A 23,945-nucleotide genomic window follows, 5' to 3' on the forward strand; every position below is an offset into this window, starting at 1 on the left:
GGCTCTGGGTGTCAGCGGAGCGTCTGTGTTCCGATGACGGACAGCACCTGCAGCTTCTCGTGGCTCTCGCTGCCGGGAATGGCGTCGTCGACTCGCACGGGAGTACGGCTGATCGTCGCATCGTCCCTCCCTACTTGTCGCGTTGCCGGCCCACCATCTCATTGATCCAGATGGGCGCGAACGGAGACGTACAGCCTGGGGAAGTGGGGTAGTCCTTGAGCACTTCCAGGCGCGCACCGATGTCGATCGCACGCGCGCGGTGCTCGGCGTGCTCGATCCCGATCTGCGCCAGGCAGGTGTTCATCGCCCACTGCAGGCGATCCGGGGCGTCTTTCATCTCCGCCTCGATGACATCGAGCAGTCCCGCGAGGTCGAGCCCCTCGGGCTGCTTCGTCACGCGTTCGGCGGTCAACGCCCAGCCGGCGCTCGCGGCCACCGGGTCCGGATCGGCGAACCAGGCCAGGCGCAGCTCTTCGGCGTGCGGGTTCTTCTTCACCACGTAGTTCACGAGCCAGTCGTGCACCTTGGGGGTGCGCGCCTTGCGCAGCATGCCGTCCAATTCGTCACGCTCGAATGCTTTCGGGCGGCAGATCAGGATCGCCAGCAGTTTCGCCGCGGTGTCATCCGTCTCCCAGAGCCGGCACGCGAGTTCCTGCTGCGTCTTCAGCCGCTTGGCGAGCGCGCGCAGCTTGCCGAGGTTCACACCGTGATCGTCACCGTGCCTCTCGTTCACCTCGCGTGCCTTCGGGTCCTCCAACCCGGCCAGCTCGGCCATCACCTGGCCCAGCGTCGTCTCGGCCACCTCAGCCTCCTGTCCCTCACGTGCGAGATTCAGCCTAGACGGGAGGCCGCTTCGTACCGTACCTGCTGGTTCGGCGGCAGCCACCGACACGGGATCCCGCATCTTCGCGCCCTGACCCCTTCACTCCGAGCGGCCGGTAGTCAGCCGTCGCGCCGCCAGGAGCGATGTCCATGCCAGGACGACCGCGATGGCGAGGGCGAAGGCGACATTGGCCGCCCGTGAGCCCTGCGACGCGAAGATCGAGATCCAGGCTGCCAGGAAGAGCGTGCCGGTCACCGTACTGAAGGCGGCCCAGCCGCGGCGGCCGGCCGCCGCGAACCGTCGGCCGAAAGCGAAACACGCGGCGATCAGCGCGACAAAGGCGACCCCGGAGACGAGGAAGTGCACCATCCCGTGCGTGCTCATGCTCGTGGGCGGGCCGAGGGGCGTCCCAGGCGGGAAGCCATCGGCGGGGTCGGCGGAGAAGAAGGCGGCGGCGACCATCCCGGCGCCGAAGACCCCGACCAGCCGCGGCCCCCAGGTACCTCCCCAGCCCGCCGGACCACGCGCCCGGTGCAGGCCGATCCCTCCCGCCACGAACAGCAGGCCGCTGACCGCGAAGTTGGCGATCTGAATCCATCCCTGGTCACCGTTGCTCAGCATGCTGGCCGGGTACCGGCTGATGTCGAAGCCGTCCCTGGTGAGCATCTGTAGCAGCACCACGACGATGTAGAGCGGGCCGGCGACGATGCCGCAACCCAGCAGCGTCCGCGTCGCCCCGCCAGTGAGGTCGTCGGTCATCGGTACTTCGCTGAGAACGGGACGATTCACCGCGCGGCGGGTCATCTGTCGCCGTCCCCGCCGGCGTTGTTGCCGATCTCCCGATGGGTGGCGTTGATCTGGTTGACGATGTCGATCATTCCCCTTCTTCCCCCTCGTCGTTCGAGCCTGGTCGTTCCTCCGCGGGCGGCGTCTCGTCAAGCGGGTGGCGGCGTTCGCGAATTCGGCGCCCAGCGCGTGCAGGCGCCGGGGTGCCGACCGCGCCGCCGAGCACGTCGAGTGCGTGAACGAGGCCAACAATTTCACTCGATACTTATATAAGTCAAGTCTTATTAATGTCGAGATGGGCCCTCGGCGGGAGCGTTCCGCCCGTACGGTGGGCAGGCATGCGGCTTTACTCTCCGTTACCGCCGGAAAGAGAGACAGAGCCGATCACTGGACAGACCCGATCCGGCTGGCCGAGATGCCGAAAGCGGTGCAGTGAGTTGTGTTCCAGGCGTCGTTCGCAGCGCAGGTACTGAGCGAGATCGCGGAGGGCAAGGACTGTTCGGAGGCTCAGCAGAACGTCGTCACCACGTCACGGGCTTGCTCGGGGTGTACAGCCAGACGTTGAAGAAGTCGGTCAGGTCCCGGCCGGAGATCTTCTCCGCGAGCGTGATGAACTCATCAGTGTCGGCCAGGCCGTAGCGGTGATCGGCCGCCCACGTCCGCAGCAGCCGGAAGAAGGGTTCGTCGCCGATCTTCGCACGCAGCGCCTGGAGCGTCATGCCGCCACGGTTGTAGACGGCGGTGTCGAACATGGTGTCGCGCTGCGGGTCGGCCACCTTCGACAGCCAGAACGACTCCGGCCTGGTGGTGTACTGCCGGTCGAACCACGCCTGGACGGTCTCGCCGCCGGTGTGCTCGGTCCAGTAGTGCTGGGCGAAGGTGGCGAAGCCCTCGTTGAGCCAGATGTGCTGCCATGTCCGCACCGAAACGCTGTCGCCGAACCACTGATGGGACAGCTCGTGCGCGACCGTGGTCTCGCTGCGGACGGCAGAGTACAGCGGCTTGGTCTGATTCTCCAGTGAGAAGCCGACGATGGGGACGTTGTCCACGATCGCGCCCGTCTCCTCGAACGGGTAGCGCCCGAACAACTCGCTCCAGTAGTCGGTGATGTCGGCGGTCTGCTGGAAGACGACCTCGGTACCAGGCACGGTCGGATCGGTGGCGACCCATTCGCGCAGGCCGTCCGGCGTCCTGCCCTTCTGCACGTCGAACCGGCCGATCGTGGTCGTGACCAGGTACGACGCCATCGGACGCAGTTCGTTCCACAGGAAGGTGGTCGTGTCACCGTGAGTGACCTGGGCCGCCAGCACGCCGTTGGCCGCGGCGGTGAGCCCCTTCGGGACGGTCACCGAGATGGAGTAGGTCGCCTTGTCGCTCGGGTGGTCATTGGAGGGGAACCAGGTGCTGGCCGCGTTCGGCTCGCAGGCGACGAGCACGCCGTCCTCCGTGGCGATCCACCCGTACGGCAGGCCGAACACGATCGGGCCGCCGAGCGGCTGCGGGATGCCGTCGTAGGTGACGCCTACGTCGAACACGCTCTGACGCCGCAGGCCCGACCTGGGCGTGACGATCAGCTCCTGGCCGTCGCGTACGTAGGCGGCCTGGCGGCCGTTGACCGTGACCGACCTCACCGTGAGCTGCTGGAAGTCCAGATCGAAGCTGGACAGGTCCTGGGTGGCGCGAGCCAGCATGTGCACCGTCCCCCTGAGCACCTTGGTGGCAGGGTCGTAGCCAAGGTTGAGGGAGTAGTGCTGGGCGTCGTACCCGCCGTTTCCCTCCAGGGGGAAGTAGGGGTCACCGAGACCGGGCGCACCCGGCCGGAAGTCGGGCGGCGCGGCCGCGGCAGCGGAAGGGGCGACTGCGAAGGTCATGGCCGCCGCCATGCTGAGAGCGGCGGTCCAGCGAGCGATCTGGGCAGGCACCATCGCAAGCCTCCGTGGGGTAGGTCATCAGCCCGAGAATGAAGGAAAAACCGGAACTTGTCCGGACCCAAAATTCGGCACCCGCGTCGACGACCACCACTACCACGGCCTCAGAACCCTCGCCCACGACGCCACGCTCACGAACAAGGCACCGAAACGACTTCTCCCACCTCCAGGAGCGGCAGGCCCGCCGCGTACCGGCGGAAGAAGCCGGCGGTCGGGGTGTCCGCCGTCGCGACGGCGTCCGGGGTGCCCTCCGCGACCACCGCGCCCCCGTCCGGACCGGCTCCCGGCCCCAGGTCGATCACCCAGTCCGCCGACGCGGCGACGGGGATGTCATGTTCGGCCACGACGACGGTGTTGCCCGAGTCGAGCAACACATCGAGCGCATCCACCACACGCTGGATGTCAGACGGGTGCAGGCCCGAGACGGGCTCGTCGAGAACGACGAGCCCGGCTTTGCGGCTCGCGGCACCGCGCTGGATCGCGGACGCCAGTTTCAGCCGCTGTGCCTCGCCGCCGGACAACTCGGTGGCGCTCTGGCCGAGTTGGAGATAGCCGAGTCCGACCTGGTTCAAGGATTCCAGGGTCTCCGTGAGCTGCCGGGGCTCGGAGAACCGCGCCACGGCCTCGGCGACGGTCAGCTCTAGTACCTGGTCGATGGCCAGCCCCTGATACCTGATTTCCAAGGCCTCCGGCTGGTAGCGCCGCCCCTCGCACGCGTCGCAGACGACCCACACATCCGGCAGAAAGTGCATGTCAACCAGCTTGCGGCCATAACCGGTGCAGGTCTCGCAGCGGCCGCCACCCGCCGTATTGAAGCTGAACCAGGAGGCACTGACCCCGCGCCCGCGCGCCATGTCGGTTTCGGCGAACAGCTTGCGGACGATGTCAAATGCTTTGCTGTACGTAGCCGGGTTGGACCGCGGCGTCCGCCCGAGCGGTTCCTGATCGACGACGGCGACCCAGCCGAATGCCTCGATGCCGGTCACCTCCCGCACCGTGTCGGTCGCCGCCCCGTTGAGGGCGGCCGCCACGCTCGTCCCGAGCACGCCTAGCAGGCTGCTCTTGCCGCTGCCGCTCACCCCGGTCAGGCAGGTGAGCCGGCCGACGGGGAAACGCACCAGGTCCGCGGTCACGTTGTGCGCACGCAGGCCGTGCAGCTCCATCCAGCCGGTGTCGTCCCCGGCCGGGCGGCGGGTCCGGCGCAGCCGCGGCCCTTCACCGGCCAGATAGCGCCCGGTCAGCGACTTCGGGTGGGCGGCCGCGTCGGCGGGCGGCCCCGACACCAGAACCTCACCGCCGAGACGGCCCGCGCCCGGCCCCATATCGATCACCCAGTCGGCCCGGGCGATCAGCTCAGGGTCGTGCTCGACGAGGAGCACCGTGTTGCCGGCCGCGCGCACTTCCAGGGCGATGTCGAGCAGGTGTGCCTTGTCCGCCGGATGCAGCCCGGCCCCGGGCTCGTCCAGGACGAAGATGATGCCGCTCAGCTCAGTGCTGAGCTGCGCGGCGAGCCGGGTCCGCTGCAACTCACCCCCGGACAGCGTCGCCGCGCTCCGGGCCAGTTGGAGATGGGCCAGGCCGAGCCGGTCGAGGATGCCGAGCCTGCGGTCCAGGTCCTGCAGCAGCGGCTCACCCACCTCGCGCTGCCGGGAGCCCAGGTCGTCCGCCACGCGCCTCACCCACCTGCGAACCTCCCGTACTTCCACCTCGAGCAGGTCGGGATAGGTCAGACCGCCGAGCCGCACGAACAGGGCCACCTGGTCGTACCCGCTGCCCCCGCAGGTGCCACAGGGCCGCTTACGCATGTACGGCAGGTAGCGCTGCTTGGCGCTGGAGGTCTGGGCGTTCATGAACACCCGCTCCACCTCAGCGAGCGCCCCCCGCAGCGGCTCGCTCAAGGTGTAGGTCACCTGGGCCGTCTCATTCTTGTTCGTCATGTCCACGGTCGCCTCGATCTTCTCGTCACCCGTGCCGTACAGCACGCAGTGACGGAACTCCTCAGGCAGCGACTGCCACGGCCGGCCGAGGTCCACGCCCCGCTTGTCGGCAAGCGCCGGTACGAACGCGTGCTCTCCCGACCGCCACTTCGCGTACCAGGGCGAGGCCCCCTCGAACAGCGGCAACTCCGGGTGGGTGATGACCAGGTCCTCCTGCGCCTGCCAGCGCCCGCCCACCCCATGGCAGTCCGCGCAGCTCCCTTCCGGCGTGTTGCGGTCGAAGTGAGCGGTCGTCAGATGCCCGTCCCCACTCTCCGCCGCCGGGTCCGCGCCGATCCCGGGAAGGCGCGAGTACAACAGCCCCAGGTGCCCGTCGATGCCGGTGATCGTCGCGACCGTGGAGCGGGGGTTGCGGTTCAGGCGACGCTGATCGACCGCGATCGTCGCGCCGAGCCCCAGGATGCGGTCGACCTTCGGTCGATTGCGCTGGGTGATGTACTGCCGTACGAACGGCGAAAGCCCTTCCAGATACCGAAGCTGGGCCTCATTGTGCAGTGTGTCGATGGCCAACGAGGTCTTGCCACTGCCGCTCACTCCCGTGAACGCGACGAGCCGCCCTTTGGGGATGCTCACCGACACGTCCCGCAGATTGTTGGTACGAGCCCCCACCACGTCGATGGCCTCGCGTCCCATAGCCCCGACGTCCCGTACGAATGCCGTCAACTTTCGTTCACCCTCGCAATGACCTTGGCGATGTCGGGGGCGAAGACACTCATCCAGTGCGGACGCAGCCGGTAGTAGACCACTTCGTTGTCCCAGTCGAAGAAGTCGTCACCATAGAAGTCCTTGAAGTAGGCGAGCAGGTCCGGCCAGTCCGCGGCCGGCTCGCCGCCTGGAGGGTTGAGGATCTCCACCGTGCCGTGCGTGAACACGCCCAGGTCTTCACCGCGCATGTGCGCGGCGCTGACGGCGGGGCGGGCAGCCAGATGACGGGCCTTGGCGGCCTCGCGCGCCGTGCCGAAGTGCCACTTACCGTGCAGGAAGTGCCCGTCCACCCCGCTGATCCGCGGCTCGCCCTTGGCCGTCACAGTGGAAAGGGCCAGGGTGCGCATCCCGGTGAGTACGCCGGTGAGCTGCTTCGCGGTCAACGTCCTCTCGGCATTGATGATCGAGCGGAGATGCGAGGTGGAAAGGGAGAGAGAAGCATCCAGCAGGGCCTGCAGCTCTTTGAGATCTTCTTGGGTTTCGCGCATCGCGGTTCTTGTCCATCCGTAGGGCCCGGCCGACGTCCTCCATCAGCGCCGACCGGCGGACCCATGCTCGTCCCAAAACCCGACATCTTGTGTCATGTTTTTCATCGCTTGTGCGGACATCAGGCGTAGAGCTGTTGGGCGAGCGGCCGTCCACTCACCAGGTCACCGGCAGCGCGTTCAAGCCGTATACGGCGCTGAAGGTTCGGAAGTCGGCCTGCTCGTCCGGCTCGGCCGGGGCGAGGCCGGGGAAGCGCCGCGGCAGGGCCGGGAAGGCGATGCGCATCTCCATCCGCGCCAGCGGTGCCTCGAGGCAGTGGTGCACCCCGTGGCCGAAGGCGACGTGGCCGGCGGCGCCGACCGTCGGCTCCCGCAGACGCGACTCCGGCGGGAGCGCCGTGCCAATGCTGGACAGGATGGGGCCGGTCCAGCGGAAACCCATCTTCACGCTTGGGCCGTTCCGATCGGGCTCCTCGTTGTTGTGTATGCCGTTTCGTTTCTCACTCTGCCCGCGGCCGAAGCCATGACGCACGGGTGGGCAGTTGAGCTCGGCTGGATCGACGAGTAGCGGCCTGGTTCCGCGGCACCGTTGCGGGAATGCGGTGGATCTGGGCTCAGGCGCTGTCTTCCGCGGCCGAGGTGACGCGCTGGATGGCCTGGACGGCGACGTCAGGCTGGTCGAGGTAGATGTAGTGGCCGCTGCCGGTGGCCGTGCTCAGCTTGCCGGCGCTGGACAGCGCGAGCCACTTGCGCTGGCCCGCGGACCACGCCTGCTCCAGGCGCGGCCCGTATGTGGGGAGGGCCGCGAGGTACTGCTTGCCGTGCTGGATCACCTCCACCGGGATGTTTCCGGCGGAGCGCGCCTTTCCATCGGTGATGACGAGCTTCTCCGGGTTCTGTCCCTGGAATATCGCGAGGTTCTGCGCGCGTACCTCGGCTGCCGGGCCCTTGGCGGACTCGGGGATCACCTTCGAGATGTCGTGCACCATCGTGGGTGGCGTGGCGTCCATCAGGACCAGCCCTTTGACCCTGTCCTGATGGTCGGGGGCGTATCTGGCGGCGATCAGTCCGCCCAGCGAGTGCCCCGCCAGGACGACCGGGCCATCACCGGCGACCCGGTCGAGCACGCCGGTGAGGATCTTCCCGGTGCTCGCGAAGTCCTGCGGGCCGTCCGGCTGGTCGCTGGCGCCCGCGCCGAGCCGGTCGTAGCTACAGACCTGGTTCTTCTCGCTCAGCGTCTTCTGGAGGGCGGCCATCTTGTCCAGCCCGTCACCTCCTCCGTGCATCAGCACGATGACGGGCTTGCCCTTCGCCGGGTCGCCCGAACAGGACACGTTCACCGACCGGCCGTCAACAGTGATCTTCTTGGTTCCGGAGATCCGATCGGCGTCGGCTTTGTGGGTCGCGGGGGCGAGTGGGTCCCAGTTGTCCATCGAGTCCTCGTCGCAGCCGGTGACCCCCGCCCCGATCACGGTGACGCACAGTGCGGCTACAACGGCTGCCTTGAGCTTGCGGGGCATGATGTCCTCCAGTGCGGAATCGGGAAGGTGGCCGAGGTGTCGTGCCACGCCCGTTACGTTATGGAGTCGACGGGTGCGGAATCGTCACCACACGGAGGACATTCGCCGGTAGCTCGCTCGGGGGACAGGGTCAGTGGTTCCGGCGCTGGACGTACAGGCGGTTGCCCTTCGGTCCCGTCCATTCCACCCGCACGATCCCGGGCACCGCCGTGTCGCCGACGCGTGACGGGTCGGCCCAGTAGCCGAATCTGGGGTTGCGGAAGAACGTCGCCCACAGCTTGCCGGTGTGATCCACGAAGAAGTTGTTGTGGCCGGCGCCGACACCCACGGTCCACCGCTTCGAGTACGGTCCCTCGAAGGTGTCCGAGACGGCGACGACCGCGTCGTAGTGGTACTGCGCGCGACCGGTGCCGGGTGGGTCGTAGGCGTATCGGGTGCTGCCGTCGGCGTTGGTCGAGGTCCGGTTCCAGGCGGCCTGGAGCAGGAAGTACTTGCCGCCGTACTTGAAGACGTACGCGCCTTCGAGATACGGCTCGGGTGTGTAGGGCGTCTGCTGGAACTGCGGGAGGTTGGTGGTCGGGACGATGTCCTCCATGTCGTCGCGGAACTTCGCGTACACGTGGTTGTGCAGCACCAGCCAGGCGTCGTCGCCCTCGGAGTAGAGGCTGCCGTCGATGTGGTGGTAGGCGCCGGGCAGGATGAAGCCGGGCCCGCCGCTGACGGGGTCGCCGAAGGGCTTGTCGTGGTTGCCCTGGACCAGCCGGTACGGGCCTTCGGGACCACCCTCGCTCACGAGCATGAACGAGCCGACCTTGTGCGCGTGGTCGCCCATGCAGGCGACGATGTACCACTTACCGCGGAAGTAGTGCACCTCCGGCGCCCAGACATCGCCGCGCTTGCCGAACTGGTCGTCGTTCCAGTACTCCTGCCACGGAGCGACCACCATGCGGCCTGGCCGGTTCTCGTCGACGAACTCGGGCGACCAGACCTTGCCCTTCTCGGCGCCGGGGCGGATGCCGGTGGTGTCGGCCAGCTTCCACGGCCCGCGCAGGGACGGGGACACCCACATGAAGATGCCGTCGTTCCACGGGGCGGCGCCCTCGACCCCGGGCGCCCGGGTGGTGCCGGTGGCGACGTAGATCGGACGACCCTTCACCACGAAACAGTTGACGTAGGTGTCCCGCATCCAGACCCGGCCGAGCTCCTTGTCACGGGGGCGGAGCTCCAGCGGGAGGATGAGGGAGTTGTCCTCGCGCGGCCACAGGTCGAGCCGGGTGTCGGCGAGGCCGTAAGGTTCGAGGTCGGGCCAGTTCGCTGGGTATCGCTTCATCGAGGTGCTCGCCTTCGCGGCGGTCGCGGGCAGTGCCGCCGTTCCCAGCAGGCCGGCGGCTCCCGCCAGCAGGGACCGTCGGTCGACGTTGAACCCGTTGTTGGAATCAGTCATCAGTCACGTCCTCCACGTCAGCGCGCGATCCGTTCGGTGCACGCAGGTAGGTCACGGCAGGAAAACGTCCGTGACACCGCACCGGCAGCCGCAGGTTCGCGACGACCGGTGCGGGCTGGTCAGGGCTGGCCTGGTCAGGGCTGCTGGAGCTTGCGGAAGCTTTCGAGCCAGTAGCCGCGCCCAGAAAGCTCGCCGCGGGGCCGCACGATCTTGGAGGCGTACACGCTGTTGAGCAGCCACGGGGTCTTGTCAGGGCCGAAGTTCGTGACCATCGGGTCGTCCTGCTTGAAGCCGTACGTGGCGACGGCCAGCCGCCCGGTGCCCCGGTACAGCTTCATCTGGTCGCGCAGGAAGTTCGCCTGGCTGGTGAACCACGGGCTACTGTTCAGGAAGTCGTCCCACTTCCGCTCAGTGAACGGCTTGTCGATGGCGGCCTTGATGACCTGCCAGACCAGGGTGTCGGCGGGGAAGTCGTACTTCTTGGCGAACGTGGCCGGGATCGGGTCCTTCAGGTGCTGTTGCCAGTACCAGACGATGGAGAACTCGGTGACCAGGAACGTCTGGTCCGGACGCATCTTCGGCAGGATGTAGTCCAGGAACGGCTTCGCGGCCGCCTGCGAGGGGACGTGCGGGTGGATGTCCACGCCCGCGATCTCCGGCGTCTCGCGTACGAAGGTCATCCAGCGCTCGGCCGCCGGGGTGCGGCGGTCGGCCAGGTCGAGGCGGTTCAGCGCGCCCATGTAGAGCGAGGTGCCGCAGTCCGCGCCGCACTTCTCGCGCCGGTAGTCGATCACGTGGCGGGCGACGGTCTCGTAGAAGGTGTTGAGCCGCTGGTCACGTTCGGCGGGCAGGCTCTCGATGAAGGGCTCGTTGCCGATCGCGAGGATGTCCACCTTGCCCATCACCGCGGGCAGCACCTTGTCCAGCCGGGCCAGCTCCGCGGCCATCTTGGCGCTGCCCGGCGCGGGGAAGGACGCCGAGTTGTAGGGGAACTTCAGGCTGAGCACGGTGTCGTAGCCGCGCGCGGCCGCCTTGGTGATGGTGCTGATCGAGACGTGCTTGGCGGGGTCGCCCTGGTCGGTTTGGGGCATCGGGAAGAACCCGCGGACCCACTGCGCGTTGGCCTCGCGCAGTTCCCGGAAGTCGAGGGTGTCGAGGTTCTCGTTGAAGTTGGCTCCCAGAGCGCCGTACGCGCGGGCGCGCGGCTTGTCGTGGGCCACGGATTGGGCTCCTTCCGCGATGGCGGCCTGGGTGAGAGTCGAGAGGGCGAGAACCGCTGTCATGGCGATGGTCGACAGTCGGCGCAGCATGGGACCTGCTTTCTCGGAGGGGGCCGATGCGTATATCGGCTGGCCGCATTCATGTTTGCGCTAACCCATTTCGCCTGTCAACGGACGGCGGTATTGAGGTCAGCGGCGCGGTGGCGCCGTGGAGGCCCGCACCACCAGCTCCGGCAGCACGAAACGGCTGGCGGAGGCAGACGCCTCGGCCCCCTGCGGGGCCTCGATCTGCGCGATCAGCTGTTCGAGGCAGCGGCGGCCGACGGCGGCGAGGTCCTGGCGTACGGTCGTCAGCGGCGGAGAGAGGAACGGCGTGAAGTCGAGGTCGTCGAAGCCGACGACGCTCAGATCGTCCGGCACTCTGCGCCCCAGTTCGTCGGCCGCCCGCAGGACGCCCACGGCCATCTGATCATTGGCGGCGAAGACAGCGGTCACGGTGTCGTCGGCCAGCAGGCGGCGGGCGGCGTCGTACCCCGACTGCGGGGACCAGTCGCCGACGACGGGCGGCGGGACGGCGCGGCCGGCCCGCTTCAGCAGCCGCTGCCACGCGGCCCGGCGCCGCTGCGCCGGGATCGAGCCGGCCGGCCCGGCCACGTGGTGGACGGTGGCGTGGCCGAGCCCGAGCAGGTGATCCACGGCGGCGCGGGTGCCCGCGGCCTCGTCCATCCCGAACGTGGGGTGCCGGTGCGCCGCCCTGCTGTCGGCGATCACCACCGGCACCTCGTCGGGAAGCTGCAGGTGCGGGGTGTCGAGCACCCGGGCCTCGATCACGATCACGCCGTCCACCGCGCGGTCGGTGAGGCCGCGGACGGCGGCGCGGATGTCCTTCTCGGTCGGGCCGTCGACCATCGCGACGCTCACCGAGTAGCCGCGGGCCTGGGCGCCGCTCACCACGGCCTCGACGATGCGGACGTTGAGCACGGCGCTGAGGTTGAACATGACGACGCCGATCGTGCCGAACCGGCCGGTGGCCAGCGCCCGCGCGGCGATGTTGGTGCGGTAGCCGAGCTGTCTCATGGCCGTCTCGACCTTGAGCCGCGTGGCGGCGGTCACCCGGTCGTTGCCGTTCGCGACCCGCGACACGGTCTGGCCTGAGACACCGGCGAGCTTGGCGACGTCCGCCATCGAGGGGCCACCGGACGATCCCGTTCCTGGTAGTCGAGCCACGCGGGGCGCTCTCCCTTCCTCGTAGCAGCGGCGTACAGCGTACATCGACGTCCTCTGTTGCCGCTCGCTGGATCGCGATGCGTGTTTCCGCAAACATACGACAGAGGAGGTCATGGCCTCTGAACTGGTCTTTTAAGAACCTAACCATCATGACCTTGACGTTGATAGAGGTCAGCCATAGGTTTGCGCAAACATGGATCCGCTTCGCGGGGAGTCCTGAACCTTCAGGGCTGGGCGGGATCGTGACCAAGCCGACGACCAAGAGGAGTCGCCATGGGGTCGCATCGCCGAATCCCCGGAATCCCGCCCGGCGTGGCAGGCGTCAGCCGCCGCCAGTTCCTCGGTGGCGCGAGCGCCGCCGTCCTGGCCGCGGCGCTGACCGCGTGCACCGGCGGCGGGCAGATGAGCCGCCGGAGCCAGGCCGCGAGTGACGCGCTGCAGTGGTGGGACCAGTTCAGGCCGCTGACCAAGATGCTGGAGAGCGACCTCTTCACCCCCTACGAGCAGGGGCACAAGGGCGTCACGATCGAACGGCGCCAGATGGACGCGCCCAACCTGGGCCAGGCGCTGCAGGTGGCCCGGCGCAGCAACCAGATGCCGGACGTGCACTCGCTGGCGGGGCTGGGCTCCGTCTCCCCTGCCGCCCTGGTCAGCGAGGGCTGGTTCCAGCCGGTCGGCAAGCTGGCCGACTTCACCGGCAGCCCCATCGCCGGTCAGCTCTACGACGGCATCCACCGCTTCAACGGTGAGATCTACTCCTTCGCCCCGTTCTCCGGCCGCAATCACGAGGCGGTGCCGTGGTTCAACACGGCGCTGCTCAAGGAAGCCAAGGTGGACCCCGAGGACGAGCCGGCCACCTGGGACGACCTGCGCGCCATCGCCCGCCGCGTGACCAAGGGGAACGCCTCGGGCGCGTACGGGATGGTGATCCCGCTCAAGGACCCCGCGTACCTGGCGACCCTGGTGCACCGGCTCGCCATGACGGCGGGCGCCCCCGGCGCCATCGACTGGGCGACGGGCGCGTACGTCCACGACTCCCAGCCGTACATCGACGCCGTCGAATTCCTCGTCTCGCTGCAGAAGGACAAGGTCGTCCACCCGGCGTCCGCGTCGATGGGGCCCCGTGACGCCCGCGCCCGCTGGGCCGCCGGGCAGGCGGCCATCTACCCGTGGGGCGCGTGGTTCGTCGGCGGCCTGCGCGTGGACGAGCCCGAGGCGGTCGAGCGCGGGGTCGGCGTGTGGCACATCCCCTGCCCCGAGACCACCAGGAACTTCGTCTACAGCCCTCCGATGCCCGGCACGTTCTGGGTGTCGAGCCAGTCGAAGAAGGCCAAGTCCGCGGCCGAGGTACTGCTGCGAATGACCACCAAGGAGTTCCAGCTCAAGCTGGCCGCCGCCATGGACCAGCCGCCCGCGCTGGCCGAGGTGGTGAAGGAGGCGGAGGTGCACCCCGCCTACCGGCAGTGCGTGGCCAACTTCCAGGAGGACGTGCGCATCGGACCGGTGCCCGAGGTCGGCACGCCGGGCGTGTGGCAGGTGCTGGCCGAGATGCGCGACATCCATCCCGACCTCGGCGACATCGTCCAGTCGGTGCTGACCGGCTCCAGCTCCGACGTGGGCGGCCAGCTCCGGCGCTACAAGGACCAGCTCAGCGCCGAGCGCGAGCGCGCCATCAAGGCGGTCAAGGAGGAGAAGGGGGTCCAGGTCGGCCTCGACGCCTGGGTCTTCGCCAACTGGGACCGCAAGAAGGACTACGAGCAGCAGGACTACGCCGGCCGCTGAGGGGCGGCCGGACAGGAGCACCATGACGACAACCCACTCCGCGCGCCCCCGGCCCGGACGGCTGAGGCGCCTGCGCAAGGACTGGTGGATCTACCTCTTCCTGCTGCCGACCCTCGTCGGGTACGGCGCGTACACCATCTATCCCCTGCTGGCGTCGTGGTGGTTCGGCTTCCTCGACTGGCCGGGCTTCGCCGACGCCGGGACGTTCATCGGCGTCGAGAACTTCGCGCGGCTGATCGAGGACGACCTGTTCTGGAACGCGTTCTGGAACTCGATCGTGTTCCTCGTGATCGCCGTGCCGCTGCGGGTCGGGCTGGCGCTCGCGCTGGCGATCGTGCTCAATCGGAGGAAGACGCCGTTCAAGGGTTTCTTCCGCACGCTGTTCTTCCTGCCTGTCGTCACCACCGGCGCGATCGTCGGCATCGTGTTCACGCTGCTGCTGGACGCCAGTGGCCCGGTGAGCGTGTCGCTGGTCTGGGCGGGCCTGATCGACTCACCGGCGAACTTCGCCGCCGACGTCGGCACCTCGCTCTACGCCGGGATCGCCGTCTGGGTGTGGAAGTGGCTGGGCATCACGCTCATCTACTGGCTGGCCGCGCTACAGACGATCCCGCCGGGCGTCCACGAGGCCGCGATGATCGACGGCGCCGGCCCCTGGGCGGAGTTCCGGCGCGTCACGCTGCCGCTGCTGGTGCCGTTCCTGGTGATCATCACGTTGATCGACACCGTGGCGGCGCTCAACGTCTTCGACCTGATGCAGACCCTCACCGGCGGGGGCCCGTCCTTCTCTTCCGAGGTGATCGAGATCTTCATCTTCCGCACGGCCTTCCAGGCCACCGTCCCCCAGCTCGGGTACGCCTCGGCCGCGGCGGTGCTGTTCGGGCTGCTCACCATGGTCCTCGCGATCGCCCAGGCAGTGGGCATGCGCTGGGCCAGGAACCGGATGGGCTCGGCATGACCGCGCTCACGGGGCGGTCGGCCCTCCGCCCGCCTCTCCGGCTGAGTGCCGGGCAGGTGGTGACCGCCGTACTGCTGCTCGTGCTCGGCGCCCTGTGGGTCTACCCGTTCATCTGGCTGGTCTCGGCGTCGCTCAAGACCTCGCCCGAGATCTTCGGCTCGGGGCTCGGCCTCCTGCCCGAGGAGCCGGTCTGGGAGAACTACGCCCGCGCCTGGACCGAGGTCGGCTTCGCCAAGTACTTCGTCAACACCCTCGTCGTCACCATCGGCACGGTGGTGCTCGTCGTCGTGCGCAGCGCCCTGGCGGGCTACGTACTGGGCCGCTACGACTTCGCCGGCAAGAAGGTCGTCATCGGCCTGTTCCTGGTCACCTTCTTCCTGCCCGAGGGCTACACGATCATCCCGATCACCCAGCTCACCGACCAGCTCGGGCTGCTCAACACCCACGCCGGCGTGATACTCGGCCTGGGCGCGGGCGGGCAGATCGCCTCGACCCTCCTGTACGCCGGGTTCTTCAGGAAGCTGCCGAACGAACTGGAGGAGTGCGCCCGCCTGGACGGCGCGGGACAGTTCACCGTCTTCTTCCGCGTGATGCTCCCGCTGGCCTGGCCGATCACCGCCACGGTGGTCATCCTCACGTACCTGTTCGCCTGGAACGTCTACCTGCTTCCGCTGGTGTTCACGCTCAGCGACCCCGACCTGCGAACGCTGGCCGTGGGCATGACGGTCTTCGCGGGCGAACGGGAAACGGACTGGTCGGGGATGGCCGCGGCCGCCGTGATCTCGCTGATCCCGGTGATCGCCGTGTTCGTCGTCCTCCAGCGCAAGTTCGTCGACAGCATCGCGGGAGCGGTGAAGCAGTGACCGGAATGGAGTTCTGAGCCATATGTCTGTCCACGGCCGCGAGGCACTCGTGACGATCGACACCCGCCGCCCGGCGGGCCGGATCGACGACGACGTCTACGGACATTTCCTGGAATCGGCGTTCTTCGGGAACATCGAGGGCGGCGTGTTCGACGAGGGCTCACCCCTGTCCGTCGCCGAGCCGGGCCTGCTCAACGGCGTCCGTACTGACGTGCTCGACCTGGTACGCGAGCTGGGCCCGGGACCGATCCGCTGGCCAGGCGGCAACTTCACCTCGGCCTACCACTGGGAGGACGGCATCGGCCCGCGCGGGACGCGGCCGAGCCGGCTGGAGCTGGCCTGGGGTGGGCAGGAGTCCAACCGCTTCGGCACCGACGAGTTCCTGGCCTGGTGCGAGGCGGCGGGCGCGGAGCCGTACCTGGTGCACTCCTGCCGGAACGTGGACGAGGCGGTGCGCTGGGTCGAGTACACCAACTCCGCCCGCGCGACCACGCTCACCGGCCGTCGCGCCGAGAACGGGCGGGCCGAGCCGTGGAAGGTGCGCTATTGGGGCGTGGGCAACGAGGTCTACGGCCCGTGGCAGATGGGCCACCGCACGGCCGAGGAGTACGCCGCCGCCGCCCTTGAGCACGCCCGGTTCATGCGCCTGGTCGACCCCGAGATCCGCCTGATCGGTGTCGGCATCCCCTGGCAGCAGGAGCAGTGGACGCGCCCGCTGCTGGCCCGGGCGGGCAAGCTGCTGGACTATCTGTCCCTGCACCTGTACGGCGCCAGCACCCATCTGTGGACCGGCGACGACTACGACGCCGTCGTGGCCCAGGCGCTGTACTTCGAGCGCGAGATCCATGCCTACTCCCAGCTCGTCACCGAGCTCGCCGCTGAAGTGGGTCTGGAGCGCCCGCCCGCGCTCGCGCTCGACGAGTGGACCATGCGCCACCTCGAACCCGAGGACTGGCCGCAACCACTGCCCGGCGAGGACGGCGGCGTCGCCGAGCGCGAGCTGCCCGAGACGGGCGGCGGCGGGCCCGAGCTTCCCGAAACGGGCGGCCCGAAGCGCCGGGTGCGGGTGAACCGGTGGAGCCCTCGCACGGTCGCCGACCTGGTCTTCTGCGCCGGAGTGTTCCACGCCGTCCATCGCTCCGCCGGCCTGCCCGCGCCCGTGTCCATGGCCAACCCGGTCAACCTGGTCAACGCCAACGGCCTGGTGGTCGCCCGCCCCGATGGCGCCCTGCGCTCGGCGATCTACCACCTTTGGCACCTCTACCGGCACCACACCGGCAGGACCGTACTGCCGTCCGAGGTGGACGGCCCGGCCAGGACTGCGGCGGTCCGGCTCGGCGACAACCGGGGCCCTGACGGCCGGCTGCTCACCGCGCCCATGACCGTCCCGTACATCGACGTGTCGGCCACCCGCGCCGACGACGGCTCGGTACGGGTGGCCGTCGTCAACCGCCACCGCGACGAGAGCATCCGGGTGCGGGTCGTCCTCGACGGCAGCTCCGGCGCCACCCCGGCCCGCGCGCGGGTGCGCACCGTCGGCGGTGACGTCCCCGGCCTCGGCGCGGTCAACACGCTCGCCGCACAGGACACGATCGCCGTGCGGGACCTGGGCGAGGTCGAGGCGAGCGGCGGGGCGTGGGAGATCGCGCCGCACTCGGTGACCGTGCTGACCCTGCTGGAGGAGCTTTCGTGACCCACTCTCGGGGAGCTTCCGTAACCCACTCTCAAGAAGCTTTCGTTACCCCCGATCCCGACTACCCCCGTCCCCTCCTGGTCCGCCCGCACTGGCAGGACCTGTGCGGCGAGTGGGGCTACGCGGCCGACGATCGCGACCGCGGCCTGGCCGAGGGCTGGCACCGCGACGCCAGGGCCTTCACGCGCGCGATCGTCGTGCCGTACCCGCCCGAGAGCGAACTGTCCGGCGTAAACGAGCCCGAGCCCCACCCGATCGTGTGGTATCGCCGCGCGCTGCGCCTGGAGCGCGAGCCGGGGCCGGGCGAGCGGCTCCTGCTGCACTTCGGCGCGGTGGACTACCGGGCGCGGGTGTGGTTCAACGGCGAGTACGCCGGTGAGCACGAGGGCGGCCACACGCCCTTCACCTTCGACGTCACCGAGGCCGTCGTTCCCGGTGAGGAGCAGGTCGTGGTGGTCCGCGCGCAGGACGAGTGCGACGACGCGACCCAGCCGCGCGGCAAGCAGGACTGGCGCGGGGAGCCCCACGACATCTGGTACCACCGCACCACCGGCATCTGGCAGCCGGTCTGGGCGGAGGTCGTGCCCGACCTGCACGTCCGCGGCCTGCACTGGACTCCCGACGTCCCTGGCGCGTCCGTCACCGTCGAGGTGGAGCTGTCCCGCCGGCCGGATCCCGCCGTGGACGTCCGCGTCGTCCTCAGCCTGGGCGAGGAGGTCCTGGCGGAGCAGACGTGCCGCACCGACCGGCGGGACGGCCGGTGGACGATCGCCGTCCCGGCGGCCCGGCACCAGATGGAGCAGGGCCGCCTGCTGTGGACGCCGGAGCAGCCGACGCTCCTGGCCGCCAGGATCGAGGTGATCGGGGGCGACGGCGCGCCGATCGACGCGGCCACCTCGTACGTCGGCCTGCGCAGCACCGGCGTCCGGGACGGCCGCTTCCTCCTCAACGGCCAGCCCCGCTTCCTGCGCCTGGTCCTGGCCCAGAACTACTGGCCCCGCTCGCACCTGGCCGCGCCGGACGCCGCCGCGCTGCGCCGGGAGGTCGAGCTGGCCAAGGAGCTGGGGTTCAACGGTGTCAGGATCCACCAGAAGGTCGAGGACCCGCGCTTCCTGGCCTGGTGCGACCGGCTCGGCCTGCTGGTGTGGAGCGAGCTGCCCAGCGCGTACGAGTACGCGCCCCGCACGGTCGAGCGGCTGACCCGCGAATGGCTGGAGGTCGTGGCCCGCGACCGCAGCCATCCGTGCGTGGTGACGTGGGTGCCGTTCAACGAGAGCTGGGGTGTCTGGCACGGGGCGGACGTACCCGAGCAACGGCACGCCACCGCCGCGCTCTACCACCTCACCAAGGCACTCGACGGCACCCGGCCGGTGATCTCCAACGACGGATGGGAGCACACGGAGAGCGACATCTGGGGACTGCACGACTACGCGCCGACCGGCGAGTCGATCCGCGAGCGCTATGACGGTCCCGAGGCGCTCGCGCGCATCCTCGGCGACCGCCCGCCCGCGCGGCGCGTCGCCCTGCTCGGCGACCCGGTCCGGCGCGGCCAGCCGGTGGTGCTGTCCGAGATCGGCGGGACCAGCCTCCGCCCGGCCCGGGACGAGGCCTGGCACGGGTACGGCACCGTCGGCTCCACCGAGGAGTTGGCCGAGGGCTTCCGGCAGATCGTGGACGCGGTGCTGGACAACCCGGAGCTGGCCGGTCTGTGCTGGACCCAACTGACGGACACCGAGCAGGAGTCGAACGGGCTGCTGACCGAGGACCGCGAGCCCAAGGTGCCCGCAACGGCCATCCGCCGCATCCTCACCCGCCCGGCCCGATCGGTGCCCGCCGAGGCCATCGACGCCGCCCGCCGCGCGGCCAGGGACCGCTGACGGCGATCCGCCGCGTGTGCGGATCAGGCGTGCGCGGGCTCAGGGGGATTCGCACAGCCTGTTGAGCTCCGCGACGTCTGTATTGATATCCGCGATCACCTGGTTGGGATTGCCGCCGGTCATGCCCGTCATGCGAAAGTTCAGCTCCTGGAATTCTTGGGCCAGCCGACTGATCTTCTCCCCTACCACTCCTTCCGCGTCGAGACGTGCGCCCATCAGGTCGCGGTACGTCTGCTGAGCCGCGGCCGCCTGGCTGCTGCGGACGGACCCGGCGTTCCGGCGGTATGCGGTCAGCGCCGCTGCCGCCTCGTCGCAGCCGCCGGGCCGGATCGCTGACAGCGGTGAAGAGGAAGCCGGGGCTTCTCGCGTGGGGCTCGGTGGTTCGGGCGTCCTGGACTTGGGCGATGGTTTCGGGGTCCGCGGCGCGTGCCTGGTGGTGACCGGTTCGTGTGACGATGACCGCGGGGCCGGGGTGGGGACTTCCGTGTCGGTCTGAGGCTGGGGCTGGGGCTGGGGCTGCGGAGGTGGGGCCGGCGGCGCCAGGTACGCGACCAGCGCGACCACGGCGGCGATCACACCCGCCAGACCGCTCACTGCCGTCCAGTTCAGGCGCGAGCCTGCTTTTCCGCCCGCCGTTGGCGGCTGCGTTGATCCGCTCCCCGTCATGTCCTCATCGTGGCCGAGCCGCCGAGCTCGGTCCAGAAGACCTCCTGCTCTGGCTTGATCAGGCGAAATCTTCCACAAGGCGACTCTCGACAGAGCATGACACTTATGTCATGGTATCACCATTCCATTTGTGGCACGGTTAACTTCGTTACGACGACGGGCAATTTGATGAAGCTTGAGATTCTTCTCCTCGGGGCGCTGCTCAACCGTCCCAGCACGGGCTATGAGCTGAAGAAATTCTTCGACACGCACGGCCGGTTCGCGCGCTCGAACACGACCATGAGCCAGGCATACCGGACGCTGGCCTCGATGGAGGAGCGCGGCTGGGTCGAGCACACGATCGAGGAGCGTCCCGGGGCGAGCAACGCCAAGCGGTACCACGTGACCGAAGAGGGCTACACCGTCTTCATCGACTGGCTGACGCGCCCGTACAACCCGCCCACCCGCTTCCAGGACCCCGACCTGTACGCACGCCTGGGTGGCGCCGGTTTCATGACGGTCGATCAGGTGCTCGCCATCCTCGACGTCGAGATCAACACCCGGGTGGCGGAAGTGGCGCGTTACCGCCACCGAGACCGCAGCCGCTACGACGAGCCCCCGCGCGGCTACGACGTCCAGCTCGGCGCCCAGATGGACGAGTGGCTTCATCGGCGCGGCGCCGAGGCGATGGACCACCACATCGCTTCCCTCATCGAGCTGCGCCGGCGCCTGCTCGACGGGGAGCCGCTCAATCAGGACTCCCCGCCCACCATCGTGCGAACGGAGGAGACGTCGCGATGAGGGCGATCATCGTCATGTTCGACAGCCTGAACCGGCACATGCTCTCGCCGTACGCCGACACGTTCATCGACGCGCCGAACTTCGCCCGGCTGGCGGCGCGGGCGGTGACGTTCGACCGCTTCTATGCCGGTTCGATGCCGTGCATGCCCGCGCGCCGGGAGATGCACACCGGACGGTACAACTTCCTGCACCGCAGCTGGGGCCCGCTGGAGCCGTTCGACGACTCGATGCCGGAGCTGCTCAAGCAGGCAGGGGTGCACACGCACCTGGCCTCCGACCACCCGCACTACTGGGAGGACGGCGGCGCGACCTACCACACGCGTTACAGCACGTGGGAGTTCTTCCGCGGTCAGGAGGGGGATCCGTGGAAGGGCGTGGTCGGTGACGCCCCGAAGGGCCTGTTCGAGGCGATGAGGCGGCAGGACGCGGTCAATCGCACGTACATGCCGACCGAGGCCGAACACTCGCAGACCCGGACCGTCGACGCGGGCCTGCACTTCCTCGAGACCAACGTCGCCGCCGACCGGTGGTTGTTGCAGATCGAGATGTTCGATCCGCACGAGCCGTTCTTCACCCACCAGCGTTACAAGGACCTCTACCCGCACGACTACGACGGCCCGGAGTTCGACTGGCCGCCGTACCAGAAGGTCCTCGAACCCGGCGACCAGGTCGAGCATGCCCGCAACGAGTACGCCGCCCTGGTCTCGATGTGCGACCGCTCGCTCGGCCGGGTCCTGGACTTCATGGACGAGCACGCCATGTGGGACGACACGCTGCTGCTGGTCAACACCGACCACGGCTTCCTGCTCGGCGAGCACGGCTGGTGGGCCAAGTCGGTGATGCCGTGGTTCAACGAGCTGGTGCACCTGCCGATGTTCCTGTGGGACCCGCGCACCGGCGGCCGGGACCAGCGCAGGGGCGCGCTCGCGCAGACCATCGACATCGCGCCGACTGTGCTGCGCTACTTCGGCATCGAGCCGACCCCTGACATGCAAGGCGCGGACCTCACCCAGGACGCGCCCGCCCGCGAGGGCGCGCTGTTCGGCATCCACGGTGGGCACGTCAACGTCACCGACGGCCGCTACGTCTACATGCGCGCCGCCAAGGAGCAGGCCAACGGCCCGCTCGAAGAGTTCACCCTCATGCCCACTCACATGCGCGCCCGCTTCTCGACGCAGGAGCTCAAGGAGTGGGCGCCGGCCGAGCCGTTCACCTTCACCAAGGGCGTGCGGACCATGCGAATACCGGCCTCCCCCTCGTGGATGAACCCGTGGCAGCACGGCACGCTCCTGTTCGACCTCCAGGAGGATCCGGCCCAGGAAACGCCGATCGTCGATGACGACGTGGAGCTGCGGATGGTCGAGCTGCTGCGCCGCCTCATGCTCGACAATGACGCGCCGCCCAGCCAGTACGAGCGCCTGGGCATCCCGCGTGACGGTGACATCGAGCCCAAGCACCTCCTGGTCCGCGAACAGCGCGAGCGCGCGACGGCCGTCGCCGCGCCCCTTCCCGCAATGGAGAACCTGCGCGCCCCGGCTTTGCTCCGCGCCCCGCTTCTGGAGCTCCTGCGGATGACGGGCGCCAAGGACGTCCTCGCGCGGGAGGCGCCCGCGCTGGTGCAGTCGGAGCTGCTCTCCGCCCCCGCCTCCATGAGCCTGCTCGATCTCGCCCGTTACGGCTACATGCCCGCCGCGGTGCTGCGCCGCATCGACGAGCAGTTCGCCCTTCTCACGGCACCACCCGGCGTCTCAGCCCCCTGAGACGGCGTTTGCTTTATCGCACCACTGCAGACAGGACCCCCCATGGATGCCAGCGCCTCCACCACGTCCGTCCAGCCAGGAGCGGCTCAGGCCGCCAATGTCCCTCACCGCTGGCGCAATCTCGCCGTCGTCTCCGGCGTGAGCGTCGTCGACGGCACCGAAGCCGGCCTCATCAACACCGTCTTCCCCACGCTGGCGGCCGCGCTGCGGCTCAACAGCGGCCACCTCGGCCTCATCGCCGCCCTCGGCAAGATCGCAAGCGTACCCGCCGGACCATTCTGGATCTGGCTGTCCGGCAGGATCGGCCGGCGCGCCACTCTGGCCGCCACGACAGTGACCGGCGGCCTGTTCGGCATCGCCGCCGGCTTCTCGCAGAACTTCGTCCAGCTCCTGATCTGCTGCACGCTCATGTCCGCCGCCGTGATCGGTGGCTCTCCCATCGCCATGGCCGTCATCGCCGACTCCTTCCCCGACGAGCAGCGTGCCCGGGCCAACGGCATCTTCTTCAGCTCGATCCAACTCGCCGGCATCGTCCTCGGCCCCATCATGGCCGCCTTCGTCGCGATGCAGGACGGCTGGCGGTGGGCCCTGTGGACACTCGGCGGCGTCTGCATCGTCGCCGGATTCGTCGTCCTGGCATTCTTCAAGGATCCGGGCATCGGGGCCGCCGAGCGGCAACTCGCCGACCTCACGCGTGAGGACCGAGCGAAGGCGAAGGTCACTTTCGGCTCCGTCATCGGACTGTTCCGCATCCCCAGCTACGCCGTGATGATGCTGAGCCGGCTCCTGTCCGGGCATCTGCTGATCATCATCTTCGGCGTCCAGTTCCTGGTCACCGAGCGCGGCATCCCCAACTCCACCGCCATCCTGGTGGCGCTGCCGTTCGGCATCGGCTACAGCGTCGCCACGCTGGGCGCCGGATTCATCCTCCCCCGCCTCGACCGGCTCATGCCGAGCAGAGGCCGGGTCATGATGCTGCAATTCGCGCAGATCGCGTTCGGCGTCATCGCCTTCTTCGGCACGCAGTTCCGGTACGAGACGATCACCGTCTACGCGGTCTTCTGGGCGCTGCTCGGCGCCTGCCAAGGGCTGAACCCGCCGGTCAACCGCCCCATCGTGGCCGCCGTCGTGCTGCCCGAGCTGCGCGGCCAGGCGTTCGCGATCTGGCTGACGGTGTTCGAGACGATCGGGTGGGCGCTGTTCTCGCTCCTGGCCGGCACGCTCGCGGCGGCGATCGGCATCCAGGGCGTGTTCTTCTGGGTTCTGGTCGTGCTGATGATCGTCAACGGTCTCCTGCTCTCGATCCTGTACTTCAGCTATCCACGAGACGTCGGCCGAGTCAGCGAGATGCTGGACAGCCGTCGCCAGCAGACGCTCGCGGACTGACGCGTAGAAGGGCACCCGTCGCCTCCTGAGGCGGCGGGCACCCCC

The 23,945-nt window shown here is 69.0% G+C and carries 19 protein-coding genes; 8 read left to right on the forward strand and 11 right to left on the reverse strand.

The features are described from left to right. Positions 1-130: 130 nt before the first annotated feature. The 10 genes from ACIBO2_RS44750 to ACIBO2_RS44795 all read right to left on the reverse strand — a co-directional run bounded on the left by ACIBO2_RS44750 (position 131) and on the right by ACIBO2_RS44795 (position 12,093). Entirely contained in the window at positions 131-802 is a 672-nt protein-coding gene (locus ACIBO2_RS44750; RefSeq protein WP_358532564.1) for a DNA alkylation repair protein, read from the reverse strand. A gap of 120 nt (positions 803-922) precedes the next feature. Further along, the gene (locus tag ACIBO2_RS44755) at positions 923-1,582 is read right to left on the reverse strand and encodes a DUF998 domain-containing protein (RefSeq protein ID WP_358532566.1); all 660 of its coding nucleotides are present in this window, start codon (positions 1,580-1,582) and stop codon (positions 923-925) included. A gap of 548 nt (positions 1,583-2,130) precedes the next feature. Further along, positions 2,131-3,534 carry a M1 family metallopeptidase gene (locus tag ACIBO2_RS44760; RefSeq protein ID WP_397304206.1) on the reverse strand — a complete coding sequence of 468 codons (1,404 nt, stop codon included), beginning with the start codon at positions 3,532-3,534 and terminating at the stop codon, positions 2,131-2,133. A 134-nt stretch (positions 3,535-3,668) separates the two neighbouring features. After that, positions 3,669-6,197: an excinuclease ABC subunit UvrA gene (locus ACIBO2_RS44765; RefSeq protein ID WP_397304207.1), complete on the reverse strand. Its 2,529-nt coding sequence runs from the start codon at positions 6,195-6,197 to the stop codon at positions 3,669-3,671. Continuing rightward, positions 6,194-6,727: a pyridoxamine 5'-phosphate oxidase family protein gene (locus ACIBO2_RS44770; RefSeq protein WP_358532575.1), complete on the reverse strand. Its 534-nt coding sequence runs from the start codon at positions 6,725-6,727 to the stop codon at positions 6,194-6,196. The genes ACIBO2_RS44765 and ACIBO2_RS44770 overlap by 4 nt, the downstream gene beginning before the upstream one ends. Before the next feature lie 154 nt (positions 6,728-6,881). Continuing rightward, positions 6,882-7,172 (reverse strand): hypothetical protein, encoded by a 291-nt coding sequence (locus tag ACIBO2_RS44775; protein ID WP_358532578.1) that lies wholly within the window; start codon positions 7,170-7,172, stop codon positions 6,882-6,884. A gap of 166 nt (positions 7,173-7,338) precedes the next feature. Then, positions 7,339-8,292, reverse strand: a complete 954-nt coding sequence (locus ACIBO2_RS44780) for an alpha/beta hydrolase (protein WP_358532581.1) — start codon at positions 8,290-8,292, stop codon at positions 7,339-7,341. 82 nt (positions 8,293-8,374) lie between these two features. Beyond that, complete coding sequence (locus ACIBO2_RS44785; RefSeq protein ID WP_397304208.1) at positions 8,375-9,688, reverse strand: family 43 glycosylhydrolase; 1,314 nt, start codon at positions 9,686-9,688, stop codon at positions 8,375-8,377. Positions 9,689-9,822: 134 nt separating this feature from the next. After that, positions 9,823-10,998, reverse strand: a complete 1,176-nt coding sequence (locus tag ACIBO2_RS44790) for a hypothetical protein (protein WP_358532587.1) — start codon at positions 10,996-10,998, stop codon at positions 9,823-9,825. A 99-nt stretch (positions 10,999-11,097) separates the two neighbouring features. Then, entirely contained in the window at positions 11,098-12,093 is a 996-nt protein-coding gene (locus tag ACIBO2_RS44795; RefSeq protein ID WP_397304209.1) for a LacI family DNA-binding transcriptional regulator, read from the reverse strand. 315 nt (positions 12,094-12,408) lie between these two features. Here ACIBO2_RS44795 and ACIBO2_RS44800 point away from each other — a divergent pair, with 315 nt between their 5' ends. The 5 genes from ACIBO2_RS44800 to ACIBO2_RS44820 are packed head-to-tail and all read left to right on the forward strand — an operon-like array spanning position 12,409 to position 19,308. Continuing rightward, entirely contained in the window at positions 12,409-13,917 is a 1,509-nt protein-coding gene (locus tag ACIBO2_RS44800; RefSeq protein WP_397304210.1) for an ABC transporter substrate-binding protein, read from the forward strand. Positions 13,918-13,939: 22 nt separating this feature from the next. Then, a complete protein-coding gene (locus tag ACIBO2_RS44805; protein WP_397304211.1) occupies positions 13,940-14,875 on the forward strand; it encodes a carbohydrate ABC transporter permease in 936 nt (311 codons plus the stop codon). After that, a complete protein-coding gene (locus ACIBO2_RS44810; RefSeq protein WP_358532597.1) occupies positions 14,872-15,738 on the forward strand; it encodes a carbohydrate ABC transporter permease in 867 nt (288 codons plus the stop codon). The genes ACIBO2_RS44805 and ACIBO2_RS44810 overlap by 4 nt, the downstream gene beginning before the upstream one ends. A gap of 22 nt (positions 15,739-15,760) precedes the next feature. Beyond that, positions 15,761-17,431, forward strand: a complete 1,671-nt coding sequence (locus ACIBO2_RS44815) for an alpha-L-arabinofuranosidase C-terminal domain-containing protein (protein WP_397304212.1) — start codon at positions 15,761-15,763, stop codon at positions 17,429-17,431. Beyond that, positions 17,428-19,308 (forward strand): glycoside hydrolase family 2 protein, encoded by a 1,881-nt coding sequence (locus tag ACIBO2_RS44820; RefSeq protein ID WP_397304213.1) that lies wholly within the window; start codon positions 17,428-17,430, stop codon positions 19,306-19,308. The genes ACIBO2_RS44815 and ACIBO2_RS44820 overlap by 4 nt, the downstream gene beginning before the upstream one ends. A 39-nt stretch (positions 19,309-19,347) precedes the next feature. Here the strand turns inward: ACIBO2_RS44820 and ACIBO2_RS44825 are convergent, their stop codons facing one another. Further along, positions 19,348-19,524: a hypothetical protein gene (locus ACIBO2_RS44825; RefSeq protein ID WP_397304214.1), complete on the reverse strand. Its 177-nt coding sequence runs from the start codon at positions 19,522-19,524 to the stop codon at positions 19,348-19,350. Between the two features lie 618 nt (positions 19,525-20,142). Between ACIBO2_RS44825 and ACIBO2_RS44830 the strand changes: the two genes are divergently transcribed. From ACIBO2_RS44830 to ACIBO2_RS44840, 3 genes are read left to right on the forward strand one after another with little or no spacing between them, the layout of a single operon-like run. Next, on the forward strand, positions 20,143-20,754 hold the full coding sequence (locus ACIBO2_RS44830) for a PadR family transcriptional regulator (protein WP_358532609.1): 612 nt from the start codon (positions 20,143-20,145) through the stop codon (positions 20,752-20,754). After that, the gene (locus ACIBO2_RS44835; RefSeq protein WP_397304215.1) at positions 20,751-22,514 is read left to right on the forward strand and encodes a sulfatase; all 1,764 of its coding nucleotides are present in this window, start codon (positions 20,751-20,753) and stop codon (positions 22,512-22,514) included. The genes ACIBO2_RS44830 and ACIBO2_RS44835 overlap by 4 nt, the downstream gene beginning before the upstream one ends. Before the next feature lie 42 nt (positions 22,515-22,556). Next, positions 22,557-23,900: an MFS transporter gene (locus tag ACIBO2_RS44840; RefSeq protein ID WP_358532615.1), complete on the forward strand. Its 1,344-nt coding sequence runs from the start codon at positions 22,557-22,559 to the stop codon at positions 23,898-23,900. Positions 23,901-23,945: the final 45 nt, after the last annotated feature.

The sequence above is a fragment of the Nonomuraea sp. NPDC050022 genome (assembly GCF_044460705.1).
GTDB lineage: Bacteria > Actinomycetota > Actinomycetes > Streptosporangiales > Streptosporangiaceae > Nonomuraea.